A 23,384-nucleotide genomic window follows, 5' to 3' on the forward strand; every position below is an offset into this window, starting at 1 on the left:
GCCCGATGGCCCGCCTGACCAAGGCCCAGCGCGAATGGCGCCCTGGCCAACCCAAGAAGCCACGCTCGATCAAGACGATGTTCGCCTCGAGCGTGCTCTCCATCGAGGCGTTCATCGTGTTCTTCGCCGCCCTCGCGGCGTTCGGACTCACGGCGCGGGACTGGAGCACGGCCGGGAAACTGTGGCTCATGGGCGGATCGGTGGTTCTCGCCCTGGTGTTCCTGCTGGCGTGCGGCCTCCTGCGCAAGCCGTGGGGGTACACGCTCGGGTGGGTGCTGCAGGTCGTGCTCATCGCCACGGGAGTGCTCGTGCCCTCGATGTTCGTGATCGGCGTGTTGTGCGCCCTGGCCTGGTGGTACGCCGTGGTCAAGGGTGGCGCGATGGATCGTGAGAACGTGCGGCGCGCGGAGGAACAACGCCGTTGGGAGGCCGAGAACCCCCTGACGTGATCACCGTCTCCCGGCCGCGGTCCCCGGGCGTTGCCGCGCGGGGACCGCAGGCCGTTAGGCTCGGAGCGGAACCTGATCGACCGAGGACTCCGCGTGGGTCCACAGCAAGGAGAAGCACATGACGCAACGCACCCTCGTCCTCGTGAAGCCGGACGGCGTCCAGCGCGGCCTGACCGGGCAGATCCTGGCCCGCATCGAGGCCAAGGGCTACACGCTCGCGCAACTCGAGCTCGTGACGGCGACCCGCGAGATTCTCGAGCGGCACTACGAGGAGCACCAGGGCAAGCCGTTCTTCGAGCCGCTCGTGGAGTTCATGCTCTCCGGGCCCGTCGTGGCCGCCGTGGTCGAGGGGGACCGGGTCATCGAGGGCTTCCGCAGCCTCGCCGGTGCCACCGAGCCCACCACGGCCGCCCCCGGTACCATTCGCGGCGATTTGGGTCGGGACTGGGGCGAGAAGGTGCAGAAGAACCTCGTGCACGGCTCCGATTCGCCCGAGTCCGCCGAGCGGGAGATCGGCATCTGGTTCAGCTGAGCTGAACGCGGGATCCATGACCGACTACGACCCGCGGATCGTCGACCTGTACGACGGGGACAACCCCGACGGGCCGGACCAGGCCTTTCGTGGCCGCGGCATCCTGACCGATCAGTTACGGCGCGCCGGGTTCGAGGTCGACGCGGTTCGGGGCGACTGGCAGCGGACGCCATTCGACGGCACGCACCCCATCATGGTGTTCGAGGCGCACGCCGTCTGAGCGCGGCGTCGGTGAACGGCTCAGGCGAAGATCGCGGTCGAGAAGCGCACCGCGATGATCCCGAAGACGATCACGAGCACCCCGATGCCCAGGAGCCACGCCCACGCGGCGGAGCCGGCGGCGGTGCCACGCGAGGAACCGATCAGGCCGGCGCGGCGCATCCGCGCCGTCGTATGCGCGAGCAACAGGGTCTGGGCGCACCACACGATCATGCAGTACAGGCACAGGGCGTTGATGTGGAAAGTGGTCTGCCACCACAGCCACAGGGTGAACACCGAGCCGGCGGCGATCCCCAGCCACAGCAACCACCAGAACCAGCTGGCGTAGCGTGCGCCGGCGAGCACGCCCATGGCCACGGCGATCACCACGGCGTACGCCACGATCCCGATGAACGGGTTGGGGAAGCCGAAGAGCTCCGCCTGCGGGGTGCGCATGACCGTGCCGCACGAGAGCCACGCGTTGATGTCGCAGCTCGTGCGGTGTCCCGCGTCCTTGTAGATCGCGAGCCGTTCCGCCACGAGCACGGCCGATGCGGCGAAACCCACGATCGAGAAGATCACCGCGAGCACGGCCCACGAGCGGTCCGAACGGGTGACGTGCGCCGGAGTCGTCTCGGGTGTCCGGTCGGTCAGGGGGGTGGTCGCGGAAGTTGGGCTCACGCGCCCGATCGTAGACCATGCGCATGACGACCCACCGGGCGTGGGCCGCCCGTGGCGGCGGGTGACGCCGGCACACACCCCGTACACGCGCTGTGGTCCGGCCGGTGGAATGTGGTCCGGACCACCCGGAATGTGCCCCGGCCCGGGGTGACTGTGAGATACTGCCAATGGTCGGGCCTCAGCCGCACGTGAGGAACCGGCCCGGCAGGAACACCGATCTCCCTCGGTACGGACCCGCGCTCTCACAGGATCGAGCGCGTCCGGAGCGGGGCAAGTTCGCGGTCCCCACGGACCCAGCGACTCGGGCATCCGCCGGCTCGCGGACAGTGCGCGTGACACACGCCGCGCCCGCGAGTACGACTTTGACTTCCGGCGGCCGCGTGGCAAACACCGGCTCGACCGACCGAGCACACCTCGGGCCCGGGTGCGGGCGGTGTCCCGAGCAGGAGCACAACTTCACATGGAACCTGAGAAGGACAACGCGGAACAGTCACCCCTCGAGACTGCCGCCACCACCCCCGTCGAGGACAGCACCACCACCGATCCCGCCGTCACGCCTGATGCACCGGCCGACGACGCCGCCGTTCCCCATTCCGAGCCCGACGCCGCCGTGCCCGCCGACACCGCTACCGGGCAACCCGCGACGACCGACGCTCCCGCCGAGGATCCGGGGACGTCCGATTCCGCGGCCACCGCTTCCGACGATGCTGGCGTTGCGGACACGCCCGCGCGCGAGATCCCAGTGGCCGAGATCCCCGAGGCCGAGCAGCCCGCGGAGAGTATCGAGGACGAGATCGCGCTCGATGTCGAGGACGCAGCCGGTGACGCCGCTGAGAGCGCCCGCAATACGGATGAGCAGGCTGCTCTGCGCGCCGACGGGCCCGAGCAGACGACGCAGGCCGGCGAAGGAACCGGCTCGGCCGAGGCGAGCGACGAGCAGACCGACACCTCGGAACAGACGGACGCGCAGACTGTACAGGCCGAGGAGTCCGCGAACGACCAGCCCAGCACCCAGGAGAACTTCGGGGCCTTCGGTCCCGGCGCCTCCCTCATGTTCCATGCCCCGGACCCGGACGAGATCCGCCGTGCCGCCGAGGAGCAGGCTGCCCGACTGCGCGAGGCCGCCAAGGAACGCGACGCCCAGCGCGAGGCCGAGCGGGCCGCACGCAAGGACGTGAACAGCGAGGACGACGTGGACAGCGAGGACGACAAGTCCGGCGAGGTCACGAGCAAGCGGCGTCGCCGGCGGCGTCGCGGTGACGAGGACATGGAACTCGTGGACGAGTCCGACGGCTCGGTGACCCGGGTCCGCGCCCCGCGCGGTGCCGGTGAGGGCACGGGCAGCGACGAGGTGACCGGGGTCAAGGGCTCCACGCGGCTCGAGGCCAAGCGTCAGCGTCGTCGTGAGTCCCGGCAGTTCGGCCGCCGCCGCCACGTGATCACCGAGGCCGAGTTCCTGGCCCGGCGCGAATCCGTGGAGCGCAAGATGCTCGTGCGGCAGAAGGACGACCGGATCCAGATCGGTGTGCTCGAGGACGGGATCCTTGCCGAGCACTTCGTCTCGCACACCCAGCAGGACTCGCTGATCGGCAACGTGTACGTGGGCAAGGTGCAGAACGTGCTGCCGTCCATGGAGGCCGCCTTCGTGGACATCGGCCGCGGCCGCAACGCCGTGCTCTACGCCGGTGAGGTGGACTGGGACGCCGCCGAGCTGGGCAGCAAGCCCCGCAAGATCGAGAACGCCCTGAAGTCCGGGGACACCGTGCTCGTGCAGGTCACCAAGGACCCCGTGGGGCACAAAGGTGCTCGGCTCACGAGCCAGGTGTCCCTGCCCGGTCGCTACCTCGTCTACGTCCCGGGCGGTTCCATGACGGGGATCTCCCGCAAGCTCCCGGACGTGGAGCGCCAGCGGCTGAAGAAGATCCTCAAGGACCGGTTGCCGGAGGGTGCGGGCGTGATCGTGCGCACTGCGGCGGAGGGTGCCTCCGAGACCGAGCTGACCAACGACATCAACCGGCTGCGCTCGCAGTGGGAGCAGATCCAGGACAAGGCAAAGTCCACCAAGACGCTGGCCCCGGAAATGCTGTACGCGGAACCGGACCTGACCATCAAGACGGTGCGGGACGTCTTCAACGAGGATTTCACCGCCATGGTGGTCCAGGGCGAGCAGGCGTGGGACAACATCGAGGCTTACGTGACCTACGTGGCGCCCGACCTGCTGGACCGCCTCGAGCGCTGGACCGGCGATGACGACCTCTTCGAGCACATGCGCGTGGAGGAGCAGATCCAGAAGGCCCTCGAGCGCAAGGTCTTCCTGCCCTCCGGCGGATCGCTCGTGATCGACCGCACCGAGGCCATGACCGTGGTGGACGTCAACACCGGCAAGTTCACGGGCTCCGGGGGCAACCTCGAGGAGACCGTGACCAAGAACAACCTCGAAGCCGCCGAGGAGATCGTGCGGCAACTGCGGTTGCGGGATATCGGCGGGATCATCGTGGTGGACTTCATCGACATGGTTCTGGAGTCCAACCGCGATCTCGTACTGCGCCGGCTCGTGGAGTGCCTGGGCCGGGACCGCACGAAGCACCAGGTGGCCGAAGTGACCTCCCTGGGTCTCGTGCAGATGACGCGCAAGCGCATGGGTACGGGGTTGCTCGAGGTCTTCTCCGAGCCGTGCGAGGAATGCGCGGGCCGCGGCGTCGTGGTCCACGACCACCCCTTGAAGGGCCGCTCCGGCGCGGCTCCCTCCGACCACCGCGGCACTCGACACGAGCGTAAGCGTTCGCGCAACAAGCAGCACAACGGTGCGCAGGACAAGCCCAGGAACGGCAACCAGCACCACAGTTCGGACGAGCCGGACCAGGCGCGCGTGGAGGCCACCCGCACGGCGTTCGCAAACATCGCCGCGGCCTCCTCCCACGACGAGTCCGACGACGCCGCACGGAATGCTTCCCAGGGCACCGCACCGCAGTCCGGGGGCGGGCAGGCCGAGGACACCGGTTCCCAGGAGCAGCAGACCTCCCGCGGTCAGCAGGGCGGGGAGCACGCGTCCGAGAACTCCCACGGGGAGTCCGAGGGCGGGCGCCGTCGCCGCAAGCGCCGCGGCAAGCGCAGCCGCGGTCGCGGTCAGCAGGGCGAGGACAACGCCGTGCAGAACGACGGTTCCGGCCGGGACGGTTCCGGGAACGACTCGCGCGGGGATTCCCGGTCCGAGGACCGTTCCGGTGGGGACTCGTCCGCGAGCCTCACGATTCACGGCGAGGTCATCGAACTGCCCCACGGGCAGTCTGAGCAGCGGGGGAGCGAGGGCACCCAGGAGGCCCTGTCCCTGGATTCGCTGAGCGCCGCGTTCACGGATGCGGGCGAGCACGAAACCTCGACCGAGGGTGCCGTTCAGGATGCGGACGCCGCGCCCCAGCCGCGAGAGGCCGTGTCGAAGCGGTCGGCCGCCGGACACGCGCCGTCGAACTCCGGGACTGCGCAATCCAGTGCAGGGCAGACGAGTGCCGCGCAGCAGCAGACTTCCGGGGCAGCGTCGTCCGCTGGCGGGAACCGGCCGGCGGAGGCGCCGGCGGCTCCGGCCCGACGGCGTCGTGGGTCGCGGCGTGCCGTGGCGCCGGCGGCCGCGCCCGGAACCGCGAGCGTGGAGACCCACGAGTACACGCAGGAACGGCAGGTCAGCCGTTTCACCGCGGAGGCCGGGGCCGTGGCCCCCGCGGCGTCCGGTGACCAGCCCACCATCGTGGGTGTGGGCATCAAGGCTCAGGACATCACGATGACCGGCAAGCAGGACTGAGTGACCGGCGGCTGGATCCGTCGCCACGCGAGCACCGCAGGGGCACCCGGGATTCCGGGTGCCCCTGTGGCATGATCGGGGACACACACACGGGGTGCTGCGCACTGCGGCTGAGAACACACCCGTCGAACCTGATCTAGCTCGTACTAGCGAAGGGATTGTCGTGGACACCACGCCTTCTACCGCCATACCCCGCGTCCTCTCGATTGCCGGAACCGATCCCACGGGCGGGGCGGGTCACGCCGCGGACCTGAAATCCATCGCCGCACTGGGCGGGTACGGGCTGAGTGTGATCACCGCAGTGGTCGCCCAGAACACCCGGGGCGTCGTGAGCGTACACACCCCACCCGTCCAGGTCCTGCGGGACCAGCTGGATGCGGTCGCCGGGGACGTCACCCTGGATGCGATCAAGGTGGGGATGCTCGGCTCCGTGGAGGTCATCGACACGGTCCGGGACTGGCTCATGGTGGGGCGCGCACCCGTGGTCGTGATCGACCCCGTCATGGTCGCCACGGCCGGTGGGCGATTGCTGCGTCCGGACGCCGAACGGGCCCTGCGGGAGCTGCTGCCCCACGCGAATCTGATCACCCCCAACCTCCCGGAACTCGCGGTGCTGGCCGAGCGCCCCGTGGCCGCGACCTGGGACGAGGCGCTCGAGCAGGGACGCGCGGTCGCGGCGGCGTTCCATACCCGGGTCCTCGTGAAGGGTGGCCACTTGGCCGGGGACACGACCCCGGACGCCCTGTTGCTCCCCGGTCAGGACGAACCCGCCGCGTTGTTCGAGGGTCGCAGGGTGCACACGCGTAACACCCACGGCACCGGGTGCTCGCTGTCCTCCGCGGTGGCCACGGTCGTGGCGCGGACCGGGGACTGGCCCGAGGCGATCCGCACGGCCCGCACATGGTTGCGCGGTGCACTGCGCGGCGCGGACGAGTTGCACGTGGGTCACGGCAACGGTCCCGTGCACCACATGCACCACGTCCAGCACCTCGTCACGGATCCGGCGTTCGTGATGACGGCCGCCGCGGAATCCGAGGGCCCCCGGTTCACCGATGAACTGTGGGAGGAGAGCGCCCCGGTGCGTGAACGCATTGCCGCCCTGGCGTTCATCCGGGGCCTCGGGGACGGCACCCTGGACCCGGGCGAGTTCGAGCTGTACCTGGACCAGGACATGCAATATCTGCAGTACTACTCCCGGGCGCTGGCCCTGCTCGCGGCCTCCGCCCCGGACGAGCGTTCGCGCGAACACTTCGCCGCGGCGTCGGCCTCCGTGGTCTCGGTCGAGTCCGCGCTGCATCGCGCCCGGCTCGGGGATCGGGAGCCCATGCCGCCGAGTGACGTCACGAGCAGTTACGCGGACTTCCTGCTGGCGCGCACGGGTCAGGACGGCTTCGCGGTGGGCTCCGCCGCGATCCTGCCGTGCTACTGGCTCTACGCCCACGTGGGTGCGGAGCTCACCCGTCGTGCCCGCGTCGCGGGACCGCAGCACCCGTTCGCCGACTGGCTCAGCACGTACGACGATCCGGACTTCCAGACCGCGACCGAGTCGGTGCGCGAGATCGTGGACCGGGAGGCCGCCCACGCGGACCCGGCCACCCGGGAGCACATGCGCCGCGCGTTCCACCGGGCGTGCGCGCTCGAGCTGGCCTTCTTCGCGCAGACGACCCCGGCGACGTCGCCGGAGGGCGAGCGGCGCGCCGCGGCGCAACTGGCATGACTTCGGGTGATCGGGTAGGCTGGGGTGTCGGTGCCGAGCGCCGGTGTGTGTCATATCCAGTTCACGCACCAGGTTGCGGCACACTCGGGCGAACATCCTGAATCGATGCGATAGCCACGCGGAGAATGCGGTCGGTCATGGATCACCGCGGCGTGATGTCTCGACATTCGCAGTCCTCCAGGAGTACGCCCGACCCACACACGTAGTCCATAGATGTCGAGAGAAGTGAGTTCCCAAGTGGTGTACGCGATTGTCCGCGCAGGCGGCCGCCAGGAGAAGGTTTCCATCGGAGACCTCGTGACCCTTGACCGCGTCGCCGGCGAGGCAGGCAGCACCGTAGAGCTTCCTGCGCTGCTGCTGGTCGATGGGGACAAGGTCACCTCCGACTCCAAGACCCTGGCGAACGTCAAGGTCACCGCCGAGATCGTCGAGGACCTGCGCGGTCCCAAGATCTCGATCATGAAGTACAAGAACAAGACCGGTTACAAGAAGCGTCAGGGCTTCCGCGCCGAACTGACCACCGTCAAGGTCACCGGCATCGACGCCTGAGCATCCGGCTCCCCACATACGTTTCCAACGAAGGTAGGCACACACCATGGCACACAAGAAGGGTGCGAGCTCCACTCGCAACGGCCGTGACTCCAACGCTCAGTACTTGGGTGTGAAGCGCTTCGGCGGCCAGTCCGTTAACGCCGGCGAGATCATCGTCCGCCAGCGCGGCACGCACTTCCACCCGGGCGTGAACGTGGGCCGCGGCAAGGACGACACCTTGTTCGCCCTGGCCGCTGGCGCCGTCGAATTCGGCACCCGCCGCGGTCGCCGCGTGGTCAACATTCAGACCGCCGAGTAATTCTCATTCGGACCCCTGGGTCCACCCGCCGCCACGACCCCGTGGCGGCGACCACTAGAGGGTGGGCGCTTCACGCGCTCACCCTCTAGTCTTTTCAGAAGACCCCGGTCGACCCGCTCGCAGCAGGTGACCCCTACCACCGAGGAGCCGCGTGGCCAGTTTTGTAGATCGAGTGATCGTGCACGCCACGGGCGGTAACGGCGGCCACGGCTGCGTGTCCGTCAAGCGCGAGAAGTTCAAGCCCCTGGGCGGCCCGGACGGCGGCAACGGCGGCGACGGCGGTTCGGTGATCCTGCGTGTGGACGGTCAGTCCACCACGCTGTTGGGTTTCCACCACGCACCCCACCAGAAGGCCCCCAACGGTGAGCCCGGCAAGGGGGACATGCGCCACGGTTTCAAGGGCCAGGACCTCGTGCTGTCCGTCCCGGACGGCACCGTGGTCAAGGACCGGCAGGGCAACGTGCTCGCGGACCTGCTCGGTGAGGGCAGTGAGTTCGTGCTGGCCGGTGGCGGCCAGGGCGGACTGGGCAATGCCGCACTGTCCTCGCCTAAGCGCAAGGCCCCGGGCTTCGCTCTGCTCGGTGTGCCCGGTGAGGAACACCAGGTCGAGCTCGAACTGAAGTCCATCGCGGACATCGCCCTGGTGGGCTTCCCCTCCGCGGGCAAGTCGAGCCTGATCGCGGCCATGAGTGCCGCGCGCCCCAAGATCGCGGACTACCCGTTCACCACCCTGGTGCCCAACCTGGGTGTGGTCCAGGCGGGTGACACCCGCTTCACCGTGGCGGACGTGCCGGGGTTGATCCCGGGTGCCTCGGAGGGCAAGGGGCTGGGACTCGAGTTCCTGCGGCACGTGGAGCGCTGCGCCGCACTCGTGCACGTGATCGACTGCGCCACGCTCGAACCCGGACGGGATCCGCTGAGCGACCTGGACGCCCTCGAACAGGAACTGTCCCACTACGCCGAGGCCATCCGCGACGACGACCCCACCACGATCCCGCTGACCGAGCGCCCCCGACTCGTGGCCCTGAACAAGGTGGACGTGCCCGAGGCGCGGGAACTGGCCGAGTTCATCCGCCCCGAACTCGAGGAACGCGGTTACCCGGTCTTCGAGATCTCCACGGCCTCGCACGCCGGACTGCGGGAACTGGGCTTCGCGATGGCCGAGCTCGTCTCCCGTGCCCGCGAGCAGGAGGAACAGCGGGAGGAGCAGCGCCGCGCGGAGACCGTGCTGCGCCCGGAACCCGTGCGGCGTCGTCGAGGGAAGGACCGCAAGGAGTTTGAGATCACCCGCGAGGACCGGGCGGGGGAGCCGCTGTACCACGTGCGCGGCGTGAAGCCCGAACGGTGGGTGCAGCAGACCGATTTCAACAACGACGAGGCCGTGGGATACCTCGCGGACCGCTTCGCGAAACTCGGGATCGAGGACGAACTGTTCCGCATTGGCGCCCGCCCGGGCAACGCGGTGCTGATCGGCCCCGAGGACAACGGTGTGGTCTTCGACTGGGAGCCCACCATGGTGGGCGGCGCCGAACTGCTCGGCGGCCCGCGCGGTTCCGACCTGCGCCTCGAAGACACGTCCCGGCCCACGCGCCGCGAGAAGCGGGAACAGTTTTACGACCGCATGGACGCCAAGGCCGAGGCCCGCGCGGAGCTCGAGGAGCAGCGCCGCGCCGGGATCTGGACCGAGTCCGTGGACGACGCGCGAGATCGACGCCGTACTTCCGAGCCGAAGGAGACGCACGACAGTGAGTGACACGCCCCACGCGGAGAAGACCCCCACCGAGACGATCGACGTCCCGGCCATGGAGCAGCAAGCGGCCAAGTCCGCGATCCAGCTGAGCACCGAGAGCCGGGGGAAGAACCGCCGCTCTCCCATCACCCGCCGTGCGGACCTGCCCATGGCCCGGCGCGTGGTGGTCAAGGTGGGGTCCTCGTCCCTGACCTCGATCGAGAACTCGATCGACGAGAACGCGCTGCGCAGCATCGTGGACGCGCTCGGCCGGGTCAAGGCGCAGGGCGTGGAGGTCGTGTTCGTCTCCTCGGGTGCGATCACCGCGGGGCTGCAGCCGCTCGGACTGTCCCGCCGGCCCAAGGACCTCGCCACCAAACAGGCCGCGGCCTCCGTGGGACAGGGTCTGTTGATCTCGCGCTACACCGACTACTTCACGCGCTACGACGTCACGGTGGGTCAGGTGCTGCTCACGGCCGAGGACCTCATGCGCCACTCGCAGTACAAGAACGCGCATCGCCAGATCGAACGGTTGCTGGACCTGGGGATCCTGCCGATCGTCAACGAGAACGACGCCGTGGCCACCCACGAGATCAAGTTCGGCGACAACGACCGCATCGCTGCGCTCGTGGCGCACCTGATCAAGGCGGACGCGCTGTTGCTGCTCTCGGACGTGGACGCGCTCTACACCCGGCCCCCCCAGGACGGCGGGGAGCGCATCCCCACCGTCGAGGATCCCATCACGGATCTCGAAGGCGTGGAGATCGGCACGATCGGCCGCGCGGGCGTGGGCTCGGGCGGGATGGTGACCAAGGTGCAGGCGGCGCGCATCGCGGCGTCGTCTGGCATCCCCGCGCTCGTGACCTCCGCCGCGAACATCGAGAGTGCGCTGGCCGGCGACGACGTGGGCACGTGGTTCGCCACGACCGGCGGGCGGCGCAACGTGCGGTTGCTGTGGCTCGCGCACCTCGCGGACATCAAGGGCACCCTGACCCTGGACGACGGCGCGGTGGAGGCCATTCGCGGTCGTCGCTCGCTGCTCGCGGCCGGTGTCACCGAGGTGTCCGGGAAGTTCACTGCGGGCGATCCCGTGGCCATGGTGGATTCCCACGGAAAGGAAGTGGCCCACGGGCTGATCAACTACGCCTCGGACGAGGTCCCCGGGATGCTCGGCAAACGCACGCACGAACTGGGGGAGGAGTTCGGTGAGGACTACGCCCGCGAGCTCGTGCACGTGGACAACCTCGTGACCATGCGGCCCCGTTCGGCGAAGACCAAGCTGAAACGAACCGTCTGACCACACGTCCAACCCCTAACCTGAACCGTGGGCGCCGCGCGCCCGCACCACGATCCGCAGGAGGAACAGTGGCCGAGAACACGTCCGTACTGACCGCGCAGGAGACCTTCGGGGACGATCCCGTGGCCGGGGTCGGCCTGATGGCCGACGACGCCCGGGTGGCCGCCCGCACGCTCGCCCGCGCCCCGCGCGCGTGGAAGGACCGCGCGCTGAACATCATGGCCGATCGGATCGAGGCCCGCGCCGACACCGTTCTCGAGGCCAATTCGCGGGATCTGGAACGCGGGCGCGAGTCAGGGATCTCCACCGCGCTGCTGGACCGGCTCAAGCTGGACCGTACCCGCATCACGGGTCTTGCGGACGCGCTGCGGGAACTCGCGGCCCTGCCCGATCCCGTGGGCTCCGTGGTGCGCGGGCAGACGCTCGCGAACGGGCTGCGCATGCGCCAGGTGCGCGTGCCCATGGGAGTGGTGGGCGTGATCTACGAGGCCCGCCCGAACGTGACCGTGGACATCGCCGGGATCGCCGTGAAGTCCGGTAACGCGGTGCTGCTGCGCGGTGGTTCGGCGGCCTTCGACTCCAACCGGGCGCTCGTGGGCATCCTTCGGGACGCCCTCGCGGACGCCAAACTGCCCGTGGACTGCGTGCAGACCGTGGACGACTACGGCCGCGACGGCGCCAACGCCCTCATGGGTGCGCGCGGGAAGGTGGACGTGCTCATCCCGCGCGGCGGCCGTGGACTCATCCAGTCCGTGGTGACCAACGCGACCGTCCCGGTCATCGAGACGGGCGAGGGCAACGTGCACGTGTTCATCGACGAGTCCGCGCCCGCGCAGATGGCCGCCAAGCTCACCGTGAACTCCAAGACGCACCGCACCTCCACGTGCAACTCCGCCGAGACCCTGCTGCTGCACAGCGGGGCGCAGGAGACATCCCGCGAGGTGCTCGCCGCACTCGACAAGGCCGGTGTGACCCTGCACGTGGACGACCGCGCCGCAGCGCTGCTGCCCCCGGGATCGGACCACCTGCAGGCCACGGACGAGGACTGGGCCACCGAGTACCTGGACATGGACATGGCCGTGAAGGTCGTGGACGGCATCGACGAGGCGATCGAGCACATCCGCACGTACTCCACGGGCCACACCGAGGCGATCGTGACCAACGACCTGGCTAACGCGGAACGTTTCACCGCGGAGATCGACTCCGCGGCGGTCATGGTCAACGCGTCCACCCGCTTCACGGACGGCGGCCAGTTGGGGCTGGGTGCGGAGATCGGGATTTCCACGCAGAAGATGCACGCGCGCGGTCCCATGGGGCTGGAGGAGCTGACCACCACCAAGTGGGTCGTCCAGGGTGACGGCCACGTGCGTCCGTGAGACGTACCATGGAACGGACGTCACCCGGGACGTTCGTCGCATTCACCGACCGGCGCCGCCGGCCACAGAAGGGAACCGCATGAGCTCGCTGTACCTGTTGTCCAACGTCACCGTCCTGGCGGCCGAGGAGGGGCACTCCATCAACGAAGAGCTGCACGCCATGGCGCCGGTCTTCGGCATCGTCGCGTTCATCCTGTTCCTGATCATGCTCTTCATCTCCATGTCCTTCGTGTCCCGTGGCAAGGCCCCGGCCGTCGGTGAGTACGAGGACCCCGCGCAGCTGCCCGCGGAGGAGCAGGCCATGCTCGACCGGGTGCACGCCGCCCCGCGCCATTGACCGACAGATCGGCACGAGTGAATCCCCTCAGCGCGTCAGTGACCGCGGCCGAGACGGAACTGGACATCCCCCCGCGCAGGCCGGGTGTGACCCGGCTGGGAGTCATGGGCGGGACCTTCGATCCCATCCACCACGGGCACCTCGTGGCGGCGTCGGAGGTCGCCGCAGTCTTCGACCTGGACGAGGTCGTCTTCGTCCCCACGGGTGAACCGTGGCAGAAGGCCGGGCAGGACGTCTCCGACGCCGAGCACCGCTACCTCATGACCGTGGTGGCCACGGCGTCCAATCCGCGGTTCACGGTGTCCCGCGTGGACATCGACCGTTCCGGACCCACGTACACGATCGACACCCTGCGGGACCTGCGCACCCTGCGTCCCCACGCCGAGCTGTTCTTCATCACCGGCGCGGACGCCATGGCGGAGATCCTCACGTGGAAGGGCACCGATGAGCTGTGGTCCTTGGCCACGTTCGTGGGTGTGACCCGCCCGGGCCACGTGCTCTCCGCGCCCGTGGGCTCGGAGAGCGTGTCGCTGCTCAACGTCCCCGCGATGACCATCTCCTCCACGGACTGCCGCGCCCGCGTGGCGGCGGGCAAGCCCGTGTGGTACCTGGTCCCGGACGGGGTCGTGCAGTACATCAACAAGTACGGCCTCTACCGCGGTTCCACCGATCCCGATGTGGACCCGGAGACCGCATCCGGCACCCCAGCGGCACAGGATGCCAGCACCCCCTCATCCGCCCCCACGGATTCGCCCGGGGTCCCCGCCCCGGGTCACAGGAGCACCGCGTGAGCACACCCCCCGAAAAGAACCGAGCCGCGAACCCCCAGGAATGCCCGTGGGCCGCCCACCCGGCCACGGGACAGCAGGAGTGGGTGGCCCCGCCGGCTCCCGTGATCGAGTTGGACACCCCCCAGCACACGGGTACCGTCAAGCCCTTGGGGCCCCGGCGACTCGCGCGGCTGCAGCGTGAGATGGTCGAGCACGCCCGGCAGATCCAGGAATCGGAGCGCACGGGCGGGGGAGAGGTCGACGACGCCCTGCTCGCCACCCAGCGTCGTCTCGCGGATCTCGCGATGCGCGCCGCGGCGGCTAATGAACAGGACCGGCAGGCCGCCGAGCGGGCCACCGCTGAAGAGCCCACCGCTTTGGGGAACGGACCCGCAGCAAGTGGCCCCGCCGGGGAGGCACTGGCTCGTCCGGCATCCGAGGGCTCCGTGCCAGGGGACACCGTGTCGTCGGGTCACGCTCCCGCCGCACCCGGGATCGGCCAGGCGCCGGTCACCCCGCCGCAACCCGTGCACGACGAGCCGGAGCCGGAGTACTTCACCATCACCTTCCCGCCGGCCCTGATGACCCAGGCGACGGGGGTGAGCCTGGGGAAGAGTCTCGCGGACCCCGCGTCCCTCCCGGCCTCACCCGTGCGCTACGGACCGGTCACCGAGACCTCCCGGATCCCCGTGATCCAGGCCCCGCACCGGGACCACACACCCGAGGGGACGCACGAGGCCGCGGCGGGAGCGGCGTCGTCGACCCCCGAAACGCGGTCCGAGACCGTGGCTCCTCCCGCCGAGCCGGTGCGCGCGGTGGACGCCGAGGGACTGACCCTGCTGGAACCCGGGGCGTATTCCCGCGGGACGTCCACGACCCGAGTGGTGCTCGCGCTACTCGTGGCCGTGATCGTGGCGCTCGTGGTGGCCTTCGTGATCTTCGTTCTGTGAAACCGACCCATGTGAAAGGACAGCACACTTCAGTGACTGCAACCACCGAATCCATCGACCTCGTGCGCAGCGCCGCGCGCGCCGCGGACCAGAAGAAGGCCGAGAACGTCGTCGCGTTCGACGTCAGCGAGAGCCTCGCCATCACGGACGTCTTCATGGTGACCTCCGCGTCCAACGAACGTCTGGTCTCCGCCGTGGTGGACGCCGTGGAGGAAGCGCTCATCGAGCAGCACGACCGTCGGCCCCTGCGCCGCGAGGGCAAGGGGGAGGGCCGCTGGGTGCTCCTGGACTACGGGGACGCCGTGATCCACGTGCTCCACGACGAGGACCGTGCCTTCTACGCCCTCGAACGGCTGTGGGGCGACTGCCCGGCGATCGACGTCCAGTTGCCATCGGCCGGCTCCGCGAACATCGACGACGACGCCGCTCCCCGCGCGGTCTGACCTCGCGCCGCCGGGCAATTTGCGCGAGTTCGCGCGAGCTGTCTAGGATGGTCGAGTCGTTCCGGGGAACTGGAAACGTGGCGGTCCCACGAAGTTGTTAGGGAGTCAATCCCGGGTAAACGTGGCAGGCCGAAGCGTGGTAAGGTTTCGGAGTCGTACGGGGCTATGGCGCAGCTGGTAGCGCACCTGCATGGCATGCAGGGGGTCAGGGGTTCGAGTCCCCTTAGCTCCACGTAAGATGAAAAAATCGAAACTTGCCCCGCCTGATGGCGGGGCAGTTTTGTTTCTGCGGTGACTTCGGCCGGGGCATCGACGCTCGTGTGGGCAAGGACGCTGGTGGTGGTCTGCTCGGGGGTGTAGGTGGCGTTTTCTTCGTCATCGATGGTGATGCGGGTGAACAGGGCGCGGTTGAGGATGCGTCGTTCGGCTGGTTCGCACTTGTTGTAGAGGTCGTCGAGGTCGACCAGGAGTTCGGTGAGCTGGTCCAAGCCCGTTCGGGCCTCGGCGTAGGTGTCGGTGAGGTTGTCGAGCCGTGTGCTGATCTGGTCGAGGCTGGCGCGGATGCGGTCTTGCTCGCTCTTGAGGAGGTCGAGTGGGATCGCGTCGGCGTAGTGGGCCTGGACGAGTTTGAGGCGTTCGGCTTCGAGCTTGTCGCGCTGGGCAGTCAGGAGCTTGCGTTCGTCCTCGCTGGATCCTTCGAGCTGGTCGAACACGTCGTTGAGGACCTTCCGGACGTGCTCAGCCTGGGCGTAGCTGAGAGAGTTGCGCTGGTAGGTGCGTTCGATCTCGGATTCGGCGCGTTCGGCGAGGATCGCGGAGCGAGTGCAGTGGGTGGTCTTGCGGCGTCGTCCGGAGCAGGTGAAGTACTCGTAGCGGTCCCCGGTCTTGTCGCGGGGGCGTTCGATCATGAGCTTGGCTCCGCAGGCGCAGTACAGGGTGCCTTTGAGGTAGTGGTCGTACTTCTGGGGTCGTTCGCCACGGGCGTTGTTGGCGTCGAGGTTGGTTTGGACACGCAGCCAGGTCTCGGCGTCGACGAGGGACTCGTGGGTGCCCTCGTAGGTGACCCCGCGGAAGGTGACGGTGCCCTCGTAATAGGGGTTGGTCAGGATCTTGTGCAGCCCGGTCGTGGTGACTGGTTTGGCCGGCTGCGAGGGCGTGGGTCGGGTGGTCAGGCCGCGGGCTGTCAGTTCCTTGGCCAGGCGCGACAGGGACCAGTCGCCGGTGGCGTAGGAGGTGCGGACGTTGAGGTAGCCCAGAGGCGCTTTGGTGGGGGTCCTGCCGATAGCGGCTTTCTGGGTCATGCCTTGGAGGCCAGGATGCCATGCATGAGCATCCCGGAGGCGGTCTCGTCGATGTTCTCGGTGACCGAGACCAGGCTGATGTTCGCATCCCGCAGCGCGGCGTGGATCATGGCGTCATTGAGCCGGTTGCGTGTGAGGCGGTCGACCTTGTTGATGATGCAGTACCGCACCGGGTGTGTGGTCGCGTAGTCGAGCATCTCTTGGAGCGCGCGTCGTTGGGCGGTCTTGGCTGACTCGCCTGGCTCGATGAACTCCTTGATGATGACTGCGCCGAGCTGTTCGGCCTTGCGCTGCGCGGCTTCGCGCTGGGCCGGGATCGAGAGGCCCTCTTCCAGCCCGTTGCGGGTGGCCTGATCCTTGGTCGAGACCCGCAGGTAGCTGATCGCCGCCACCTGCCCCTCGCCCTCGGGTGCTGGGGCGTCTGGGCGTGGTGTGGTGCGGGCGAGGCGTCGAAGGCCCGGGATGTCGAGGCCGGAGAGCTTATCGAGTGTCATGGTGACCGCCTTTCACAAGCCCCCACATAACTGGGGGCGGGTGGGGCGCCAGAGGCGGTCACGTCAGAGTCGAAAAGAACACCCCGCGAACGGGGCTTAGCAAGGCAGGTGCCAACAACGCCGAAACTTGATGTGAGCCCAGTCTAGCGGCCGGCTACGAGCAGGCGACGAAGATGGGCACCGGACTGCCCGACGGGTTGGTCGCCAGCGGTGCGCAGCGCGATCCGGATCAACACCTCCGCAACCTTTGCGGCATCGATCTCCTCACGCGGCTCATATTGCACCCACAGGGGCCGATCCGCCTCGACTCGGGCCGTGGTGCGGCGGTACCGGCGGACCATCCTCATCCGCCTTCCGGGCCGGGAACGTCGTCACGAAGCTCACCAGTCGTCGGGTCGATCCGGTCGTCGAGGCTCGCATAGAAGGCGTCTTCGGCAGCTTGTCGTTCTTTGACTTGGTCGATGACGTAGTGGACGAAGTCGGCGTCTCGGTCGGTGATGACGGATTCGTCGTGGGTGGGTTGGGGTTCTTCGCCGGGCCAGTTGGTGTGTCGGTGGGACTCCCACTACGATATGCCCATCCGTAGGGGGTGTGCTTTCCATCTGGCGACGAGGTCGGGGAATGCATGCCACCCCCGGTGCTCTGATAGCTCTGTCGTGAACGTCGAGGCTGGACAGCACGGCTCGGGATTGCTTGCGGTCAGCGGCAGATGAGTGCGCCACTTGCGGCGGTGTAACGCGGGCTCGTCAGATGGCCAGGGCCGGGCCGCCCAACGCGGCGACTGCGCTTCTCAACCGCACTTACGCCGTCACTCTAGTTCTTCCCAGAGGCCAGTCGCAGACTGCCCCGTCGGCGGCTGGTGTTTGTCTCCGGCAGAAATATCCTTGAGTCATGACGACAGATCGTGCGGCGAGTTCCTACTCCACGGGTGGTGGAGGCGTCGTCCTGGAGCACCGCTACGCCGCGACCCTCCTCGCGCGATTGCTCGTCGGAGCACCTTGCGCAGAGATCGGCGACAACATCGAACTAATTAAGGTGCGCCTTCAGGCGAGTGACATCAGCGCCGTTGATGACATCGTACTCGAGGGTAAAGCGACCGACGGGGCCCTCCATCGAGCCTCTATCGGAGTTCGTCGCAATCCAGCCCTCAACTCCAGCGACACGGCCTCTGTTCCTCTCATTCGCGACTTCCTAACGGTTGTCACGGAGCACTGGGACGAAGTGTCAGCTGGGCGATGGTCGCTGGTGCTGGCGGTGGCCGGGTCGAGACAGGCGTTCGGGCAGGTAGCGACGCTCTCGGTGATTGCCCGGTCGGTTTCCAACGCCGACGCCTTCGATGCCGCCGTGAATCGCACCGGAGCCGCCAACGCTCCTACACGGCAACGCCTGGCGCACCTGAAGGCGCTGGTTGTCGCCGCCGCGGCCGAGGACATCGACCTAGCCGACCTCGGCGCGGACGAGCTCATTTGGAGACTGCTGTCGAGCCTGTCAGTTCGCACCTTAAGGCTTGAAGGAACCGACACGTCTGACCGATCGCCTGCCGTCGGAATCCTCCAGGGGGCCGTCCTTGATGGAACGTCGGCAACGGCAGAGGCCGTGCTGCACCGTCTTGCTGAACTCGTCGGAGAGTACGCCCCGTCTGGCGCGCAGGTGACAGGTACAATGTTGCGCCGCCGCCTTACTACCTATCCGCTGAAGCAGTTCGGGCCTCACCAACGCGCCTGGGCAATCGTCGAACGACTCGATGGTCTCCTACACCAACAGACCCGTTCGACCATTTCTGCTGGGACCGAGTCGGTTCATCTTCAGCGCGTCGAAGCTGTCGAAGCGCTCCGGCGGTCAATGGAGGCCTGCGCCGATGCAGGCGGGCCGCTCATAGTGACGGGCGAGCCAGACGTCGGCAAGTCTGCGCTCTCGGTCGCAGTCGGGGACTTGCTGCGCGCCGACGGAGCGTTCGTCGCGTGTCTGAGCCTCCGAGACGTTCCCGGCAGTGTCCTCGAGTTCGAGGACCAACTCGGCGGAGTGACCCTGACCAATCTCTTCGATGGCGCGCCGACCGCTACGGCGCGCCTGCTCGTGGTCGACGGGTGCGAAGCAGTCTTGGAGGGCCGCGAGTCGCTCTTCACGGAGCTGGCTGCGTCCGCAATGAAACAATCCATCGGCGTCGTGGCAGTTACGCGGTCCGACGGGGCGAAGTTCGTGGAGGCTGTATTGCAGCGGGTGGCCGATACGGTGGATCCCCTGCAGAAGGTGCAGACCCATGTGGTCCAGGAACTCACCCAGGTAGAACGCGCGCTGCTCGCCGAACGCATCCCCGGGCTAACCCGAGTGAACGAAAACGCCAAATCCAACTGGTTGCTTGGGCGCCCGGGGCTGGTCGACGCCTTACTGCGTTCCGGCCGGCCCATCGAGCCCGATCGTCTCCTCTGCGAGGCGGACGTCTACGTCGCCGTTTGGAACGGCCTCGTGCTCCGCGATGGGACGCATAGACCGGGTACCGCGCCGCCCGAGGAGCGCGAAGACGCAACCCTAACGGTCGCTCGGCGGCGTCTCGGAGCGCATGAGGTAAATCCTACTTCCGCCGTCGTCAGGGAGCTGCGTTCCGACGGGGTCTTCCGTGCCGACGTAAACCCTGCCCTCTCTCAAGGGCCTGACTTCTCGACAGACCTGTACCGCGACTTCGCGTTATGCAGACTCTTCCTGTCAGTCGGATGGACGCCACTCACCGAGAACGCGGCTCCCCGCTGGACGATTCGGGCAGTGAGGTTGGCGTGCGAAGCGCGCCTGGCGAACCTAGGTGGTCGAACACGCCGTCAAGTCTGGAATGAGCTGGCCGAGGAGTTCAACGCCATCGCCGCTGGCGAAGGGATCCGGTGGAGAGAGGTCCCCGTCGAAGCCCTCCTAACCGTCGGCGATGCACGCGAAGCGATCGGGGAGCTCTGGGACGTACTCCAACGGGGAGAGGGTCTCGACGCGCTGTTGCGCCTCGCGGCTTCGCGATACGGAGGCGTGTTCGGTGACCGGTTCGCGTTGGCTCCCATTGTTGAGGTTGCCTTCTGCGAAGGTAGAGACCTCGGGCGGCCGCAGGCTGGCACGCGCGACACTCAGCAAGAACGTGTCCAGGAACTGGTACTCGCGTGGTTGCGCGGCATGGCTCACGCCGGCGCAGGTCCTGACCCTCTCCGTCAGCGAGTGCGTGAATCAATCCTCGGACAGGACCGGCCCCTGTATAACGAGTTCGCAATCCAAGCTTTAGCCGCACTGGGTGAAGATCTCAACGATGCCGCTGCCTCGTGGCTGCGCACAGTCGCGCGCGAGCGGCCGAATTCACTTCACGAGATCCCCGAGTCACCGTCCTCGGTGCTCGCTTTGGCGTCAATCGACCCCGACCTCCTCCTCGAACTCACCGAGGCCTACTACATCGAGCAGCCCCAACCAGAAGACACTGAACTCGGGTGGGCCGGTCTGAGTGGCCGCAGCTATCTCGACGACGGGATCCGCGACTTCGGGCATGGCAACAAATTCGGGATCGGGCCGCCTAGTGCCGCCTGGTACTTCGGGCCCTTCTTCAGGCTACTGAACCTAACGCCGCTCAAGACCATCGCCTTCATAAACCGGATGCTCAACCAGGCGGCTTTCTATCGCGTCACAGACGAGACCCAGACTCTGACCGCCGGCGTTGACTGGAGCAGCTATCCGGGCGCGTCGCTGCATCTGACTGCCAAGAGCGGGCAGCGGCATTACGTCGGAGACTCCCACGTGTGGAGTTGGTACCGCGGCACCAGTGTCGGTCCCTACCCGTGCATGAGCGCTCTCCTTGCGCTCGAACGCTTCATCGACCACTTGCACAACGAAGCTGAGATCCCGTTGGCCACCATCGTCGATCTCCTTCTGGAGGACTGTCACAATCTCGCGATTCCCGGCCTGCTCCACGGGTTCTTGACCCGACACCTCGACGAGGTAGGAGACCTCCTCGACCCGTTTCTCGCCGACGTGACCGTCTGGCACTTGGAGATTGGGCGCGTGACGACTGAAGGGGCGTTCACCGTGCGAGACCGTGACGCCGACATGCTGGCAGGCCAGGACAAGCGCAGGTACTCGCCTCACGAAACTGTCGGCTGGATGGTCGTCAACGCACGCGCGGACGGCAACCAGGCACGTCTCGACCAACTTAGCGCAGTCGGCTCAAGACTACTGGAGTCGGCTCAACGGAATGTCGACGCCGAACAAACAGCGGCATCGGAACCAGACCCTGCCGAGGCAGCTCTGACGAGAGAAGGACCGGAGCAGTACCTGGCGATGATCGGCAGCTGGGCTGCGGAGTTCAGCGCCGAGAACTACGAGGCATCGGTCGTCGACGGCGGCGTCGTCGTTCAGTTCGGGCGTCCGGCAGAACTCGAAGCTGCACTAGCGCCAAGCAACGCCGAGATCAAGGCTACGCAGGCGTTCTTGCGGCTGCAGGACGCGTACGCGTTGAAGAACGAGACACCTGAGGCATGGCCGGTTGACTCGATCACTGCGGACATTGCCGAGGCGAGACGTCTCATGGATGAGAGCTCGTCCGCGATGCTTAACCGGCACGAAAACCCCGTCGTGGCGGTCGCGGCCGCAGGCCTGCGCGCGCACGCTCTGGGCCTCGTGACACTAGAACTGACCGAGTTGGACTGGGCGGTCGACATAGTTCTCACTGCAGCTGAAGAGCCATGGATAGATAGTTTCAGCTCCTCCTCTAGTCTCTTCTCCATGGGCGCCGACCGTGCCGCGGCCATCGCGGTGCCGCTTCTACTCCTGCCGGTCTTCGAGCACCTGGACGTGGACGTCGGTCGCCTTCAACGAGCCTTAATCTCGTTGGCGACAAGCGTCTACGACGAGGTTCGCACCACCTTCGCGAAAGGGACGGCGCCTGTCTGGGCAGCAGACTGCGCCACCAGCGAGGGGACGGTTTGCACGCGACACGAGCCGCTGTGGGAGGCCACCCAGGCCTGCATTTCGACCGTTCGCCTAGGGCCGTGGGAGTACGAAACGCAACGCCGGCACCCTATCTCGCTTGAGGGCCCCTTTGAGCAGACACTACTGACAGTCCCCGGCGACGAACTCTTGGTTAACCGTCTCCGCATGCCAGTGGTCTGCAACCACGCCGCGCTTTCGTCTCAATGCACGGCTGCACGCGCGAAACTCCTCACTAGTCCGCTTTGGGACGCTCACCTGCGAGCCCTCGATCACGCCTGGCGCGGGAACTACGACCACCTGGGCGAACGCCATCACGAGCTCATCGCACGCCTGTTCATCCAGCTCGCAACCGAAGGAGACAGGGAAGCGCTCAACGCGCACCTCCGCCTTTTCGCGTCGAACGCACACGCCCTTCATCTGATGCTTCACAGCTTCGCGACCGCGTTCAGCTACGACGACGAACTGCGCCCCCTGCTGGCCGAGTTCTGGCCGCCATTAATGGCGACGGTTCTCGACGAGATCGACACAGGCACGAGCCTGATCGACGACTCCACCTCGTGGCACGACTACGCGATCTCCGCACTGCTTCCTGTACCGCAGATCAAGCCGGAAGACCTTGACCCCGATGCAACGCTGAACAGCTGCAGAGCTTCTTGGGCACCGCCCGACGCCTTCGAAGGGGTGGTCGATCGATGGCTGGCCATTGGGAAGGGCGAGCCGAAGTGCGCCGAGGCCGTGGCGCAGTTCGCCAGGACGGCCCCAACCAGTTGGCAGGCAACAACCGGACTCGTCTGGTTGGAGAGCGTGCTTCACGGAAGGTTCGGCGCGTTCGCAAACCGCACTTGGTTCGTTACCGACTGGCTAGGGGAACTGCGCGCCTCCGCAGCTGTGGTGGGCCCGCCGCTCGCCCGCTACCGCCGTATCGTGGACGGACTCGCCGCGGCTGGCGATTCGGCGTCGGTAGTGCTCCAGCAGCTTGAAGAGAGTTAGTCATTTATCCGGTGGCGGCGCCTCATCCCGACTGAAAAAGCCGTGGGAGCTGATCCATCCCGCTGCGCGTCAATGATGGCCTTGCTGGGCCTTCGGGCCTGTTCCACGACCGTGCGTGTCGCGCATCGTGACGCCAGCAATAATCAAGTGTTTGCGGACTGTCCCCGCTGTGTAACCGAACTTGTCGCCCACGCGTTCCAGTGAAGCCCCTTGTTCATACATGGACCGCATCAGCCGAATCTCACTGCTGGACGGGGAGTGGTTGCGGAGGATGATACCGCGTTCTCGCAGGAGACGAGCGAGCCGCTCGTGTCCGAGGCCAACCTGTCGGGCCACAACTTTCAGGGACCCGCCGGCAGCGTAGGAGGCTTCCGCTCGCTGGAGGAGGTCTTCGGATGCTCGCGGCGCCTGCTGTGGATGGCGCCTCCGACTGTGCATCCTGCGCCGTCCAGCGCGGATCGACTGGTGTGCTCGCACTATCTGAATCACCGGCGGGGCAAGTTTCGACAAGCCTTCCGCTAGGT

Annotated in this window: 17 protein-coding genes, 1 tRNA gene, 1 pseudogene and 1 riboswitch; of the genes and pseudogenes, 16 read left to right on the forward strand and 3 right to left on the reverse strand. The window is 67.5% G+C overall.

Annotated elements, in window-relative coordinates; translation table 11 throughout:
- Positions 1-5 precede the first annotated feature (5 nt).
- The 3 genes from HBK84_RS05860 (at position 6) to HBK84_RS12640 (ending at position 1,201) form a co-directional block, all read left to right on the forward strand.
- Positions 6-449: a DUF4233 domain-containing protein gene (locus HBK84_RS05860; protein WP_167318425.1), complete on the forward strand. Its 444-nt coding sequence runs from the start codon at positions 6-8 to the stop codon at positions 447-449.
- Between the two features lie 118 nt (positions 450-567).
- Entirely contained in the window at positions 568-981 is a 414-nt protein-coding gene (gene ndk, locus HBK84_RS05865; protein WP_064846151.1) for a nucleoside-diphosphate kinase, read from the forward strand.
- Positions 982-997: 16 nt separating this feature from the next.
- Positions 998-1,201, forward strand: coding sequence for a hypothetical protein (locus HBK84_RS12640; protein WP_206069199.1), 204 nt, complete (start codon positions 998-1,000; stop codon positions 1,199-1,201).
- 20 nt (positions 1,202-1,221) lie between these two features.
- Here HBK84_RS12640 and HBK84_RS05875 read toward each other — a convergent pair whose 3' ends face one another.
- The gene (locus HBK84_RS05875) at positions 1,222-1,860 is read right to left on the reverse strand and encodes a vitamin K epoxide reductase family protein (RefSeq protein ID WP_240919118.1); all 639 of its coding nucleotides are present in this window, start codon (positions 1,858-1,860) and stop codon (positions 1,222-1,224) included.
- A gap of 460 nt (positions 1,861-2,320) precedes the next feature.
- Between HBK84_RS05875 and HBK84_RS05880 the strand changes: the two genes are divergently transcribed.
- From HBK84_RS05880 to HBK84_RS05935, 12 genes are all read left to right on the forward strand, one after another.
- Positions 2,321-5,656: an Rne/Rng family ribonuclease gene (locus HBK84_RS05880; RefSeq protein WP_167318426.1), complete on the forward strand. Its 3,336-nt coding sequence runs from the start codon at positions 2,321-2,323 to the stop codon at positions 5,654-5,656.
- An 80-nt stretch (positions 5,657-5,736) separates the two neighbouring features.
- A riboswitch (TPP riboswitch) is annotated at positions 5,737-5,832 on the forward strand.
- Complete coding sequence (locus HBK84_RS05885) at positions 5,820-7,373, forward strand: bifunctional hydroxymethylpyrimidine kinase/phosphomethylpyrimidine kinase (protein WP_085107801.1); 1,554 nt, start codon at positions 5,820-5,822, stop codon at positions 7,371-7,373. It overlaps the preceding riboswitch by 13 nt.
- Before the next feature lie 237 nt (positions 7,374-7,610).
- Positions 7,611-7,922: a 50S ribosomal protein L21 gene (gene rplU / locus HBK84_RS05890; RefSeq protein WP_064846154.1), complete on the forward strand. Its 312-nt coding sequence runs from the start codon at positions 7,611-7,613 to the stop codon at positions 7,920-7,922.
- A gap of 46 nt (positions 7,923-7,968) precedes the next feature.
- On the forward strand, positions 7,969-8,223 hold the full coding sequence (gene rpmA / locus HBK84_RS05895; protein WP_035962177.1) for a 50S ribosomal protein L27: 255 nt from the start codon (positions 7,969-7,971) through the stop codon (positions 8,221-8,223).
- Between the two features lie 151 nt (positions 8,224-8,374).
- Entirely contained in the window at positions 8,375-9,976 is a 1,602-nt protein-coding gene (obgE, locus tag HBK84_RS05900) for a GTPase ObgE (protein WP_035962175.1), read from the forward strand.
- A 49-nt stretch (positions 9,977-10,025) separates the two neighbouring features.
- The gene (gene proB / locus HBK84_RS05905; RefSeq protein WP_167319146.1) at positions 10,026-11,249 is read left to right on the forward strand and encodes a glutamate 5-kinase; all 1,224 of its coding nucleotides are present in this window, start codon (positions 10,026-10,028) and stop codon (positions 11,247-11,249) included.
- 68 nt (positions 11,250-11,317) lie between these two features.
- Positions 11,318-12,625: a glutamate-5-semialdehyde dehydrogenase gene (locus HBK84_RS05910; RefSeq protein WP_167318427.1), complete on the forward strand. Its 1,308-nt coding sequence runs from the start codon at positions 11,318-11,320 to the stop codon at positions 12,623-12,625.
- A 79-nt stretch (positions 12,626-12,704) separates the two neighbouring features.
- The gene (locus HBK84_RS05915) at positions 12,705-12,962 is read left to right on the forward strand and encodes a hypothetical protein (protein WP_167318428.1); all 258 of its coding nucleotides are present in this window, start codon (positions 12,705-12,707) and stop codon (positions 12,960-12,962) included.
- Positions 12,963-13,066: 104 nt separating this feature from the next.
- Entirely contained in the window at positions 13,067-13,753 is a 687-nt protein-coding gene (nadD, locus tag HBK84_RS05920; protein WP_167319147.1) for a nicotinate-nucleotide adenylyltransferase, read from the forward strand.
- A complete protein-coding gene (locus HBK84_RS05925) occupies positions 13,750-14,682 on the forward strand; it encodes a hypothetical protein (protein WP_167318429.1) in 933 nt (310 codons plus the stop codon). The genes nadD and HBK84_RS05925 overlap by 4 nt, the downstream gene beginning before the upstream one ends.
- Positions 14,683-14,714: 32 nt before the next feature.
- Positions 14,715-15,125: a ribosome silencing factor gene (gene rsfS / locus HBK84_RS05930; RefSeq protein WP_085107812.1), complete on the forward strand. Its 411-nt coding sequence runs from the start codon at positions 14,715-14,717 to the stop codon at positions 15,123-15,125.
- Between the two features lie 159 nt (positions 15,126-15,284).
- A tRNA-Ala gene (locus HBK84_RS05935) sits at positions 15,285-15,357 on the forward strand.
- 604 nt (positions 15,358-15,961) lie between these two features.
- On the opposite strand, the pseudogene HBK84_RS13125 reads toward HBK84_RS05935, so the two are convergent.
- Together HBK84_RS13125 and HBK84_RS05950 are read right to left on the reverse strand one after the other, a co-directional pair.
- Positions 15,962-16,426, reverse strand: a pseudogene (locus HBK84_RS13125) (recombinase family protein); the annotation flags it as partial.
- Positions 16,423-16,920: a recombinase family protein gene (locus tag HBK84_RS05950; protein WP_167318430.1), complete on the reverse strand. Its 498-nt coding sequence runs from the start codon at positions 16,918-16,920 to the stop codon at positions 16,423-16,425. The gene HBK84_RS05950 and the pseudogene HBK84_RS13125, both read right to left, overlap by 4 nt.
- An 891-nt stretch (positions 16,921-17,811) precedes the next feature.
- Between HBK84_RS05950 and HBK84_RS05955 the strand changes: the two genes are divergently transcribed.
- Positions 17,812-22,860: a hypothetical protein gene (locus HBK84_RS05955; protein ID WP_167318431.1), complete on the forward strand. Its 5,049-nt coding sequence runs from the start codon at positions 17,812-17,814 to the stop codon at positions 22,858-22,860.
- Positions 22,861-23,384 lie beyond the last annotated feature (524 nt).

The sequence above is a fragment of the Kocuria sp. KD4 genome (assembly GCF_011769905.1).
In the GTDB taxonomy this organism is placed as follows: domain Bacteria; phylum Actinomycetota; class Actinomycetes; order Actinomycetales; family Micrococcaceae; genus Kocuria; species Kocuria marina.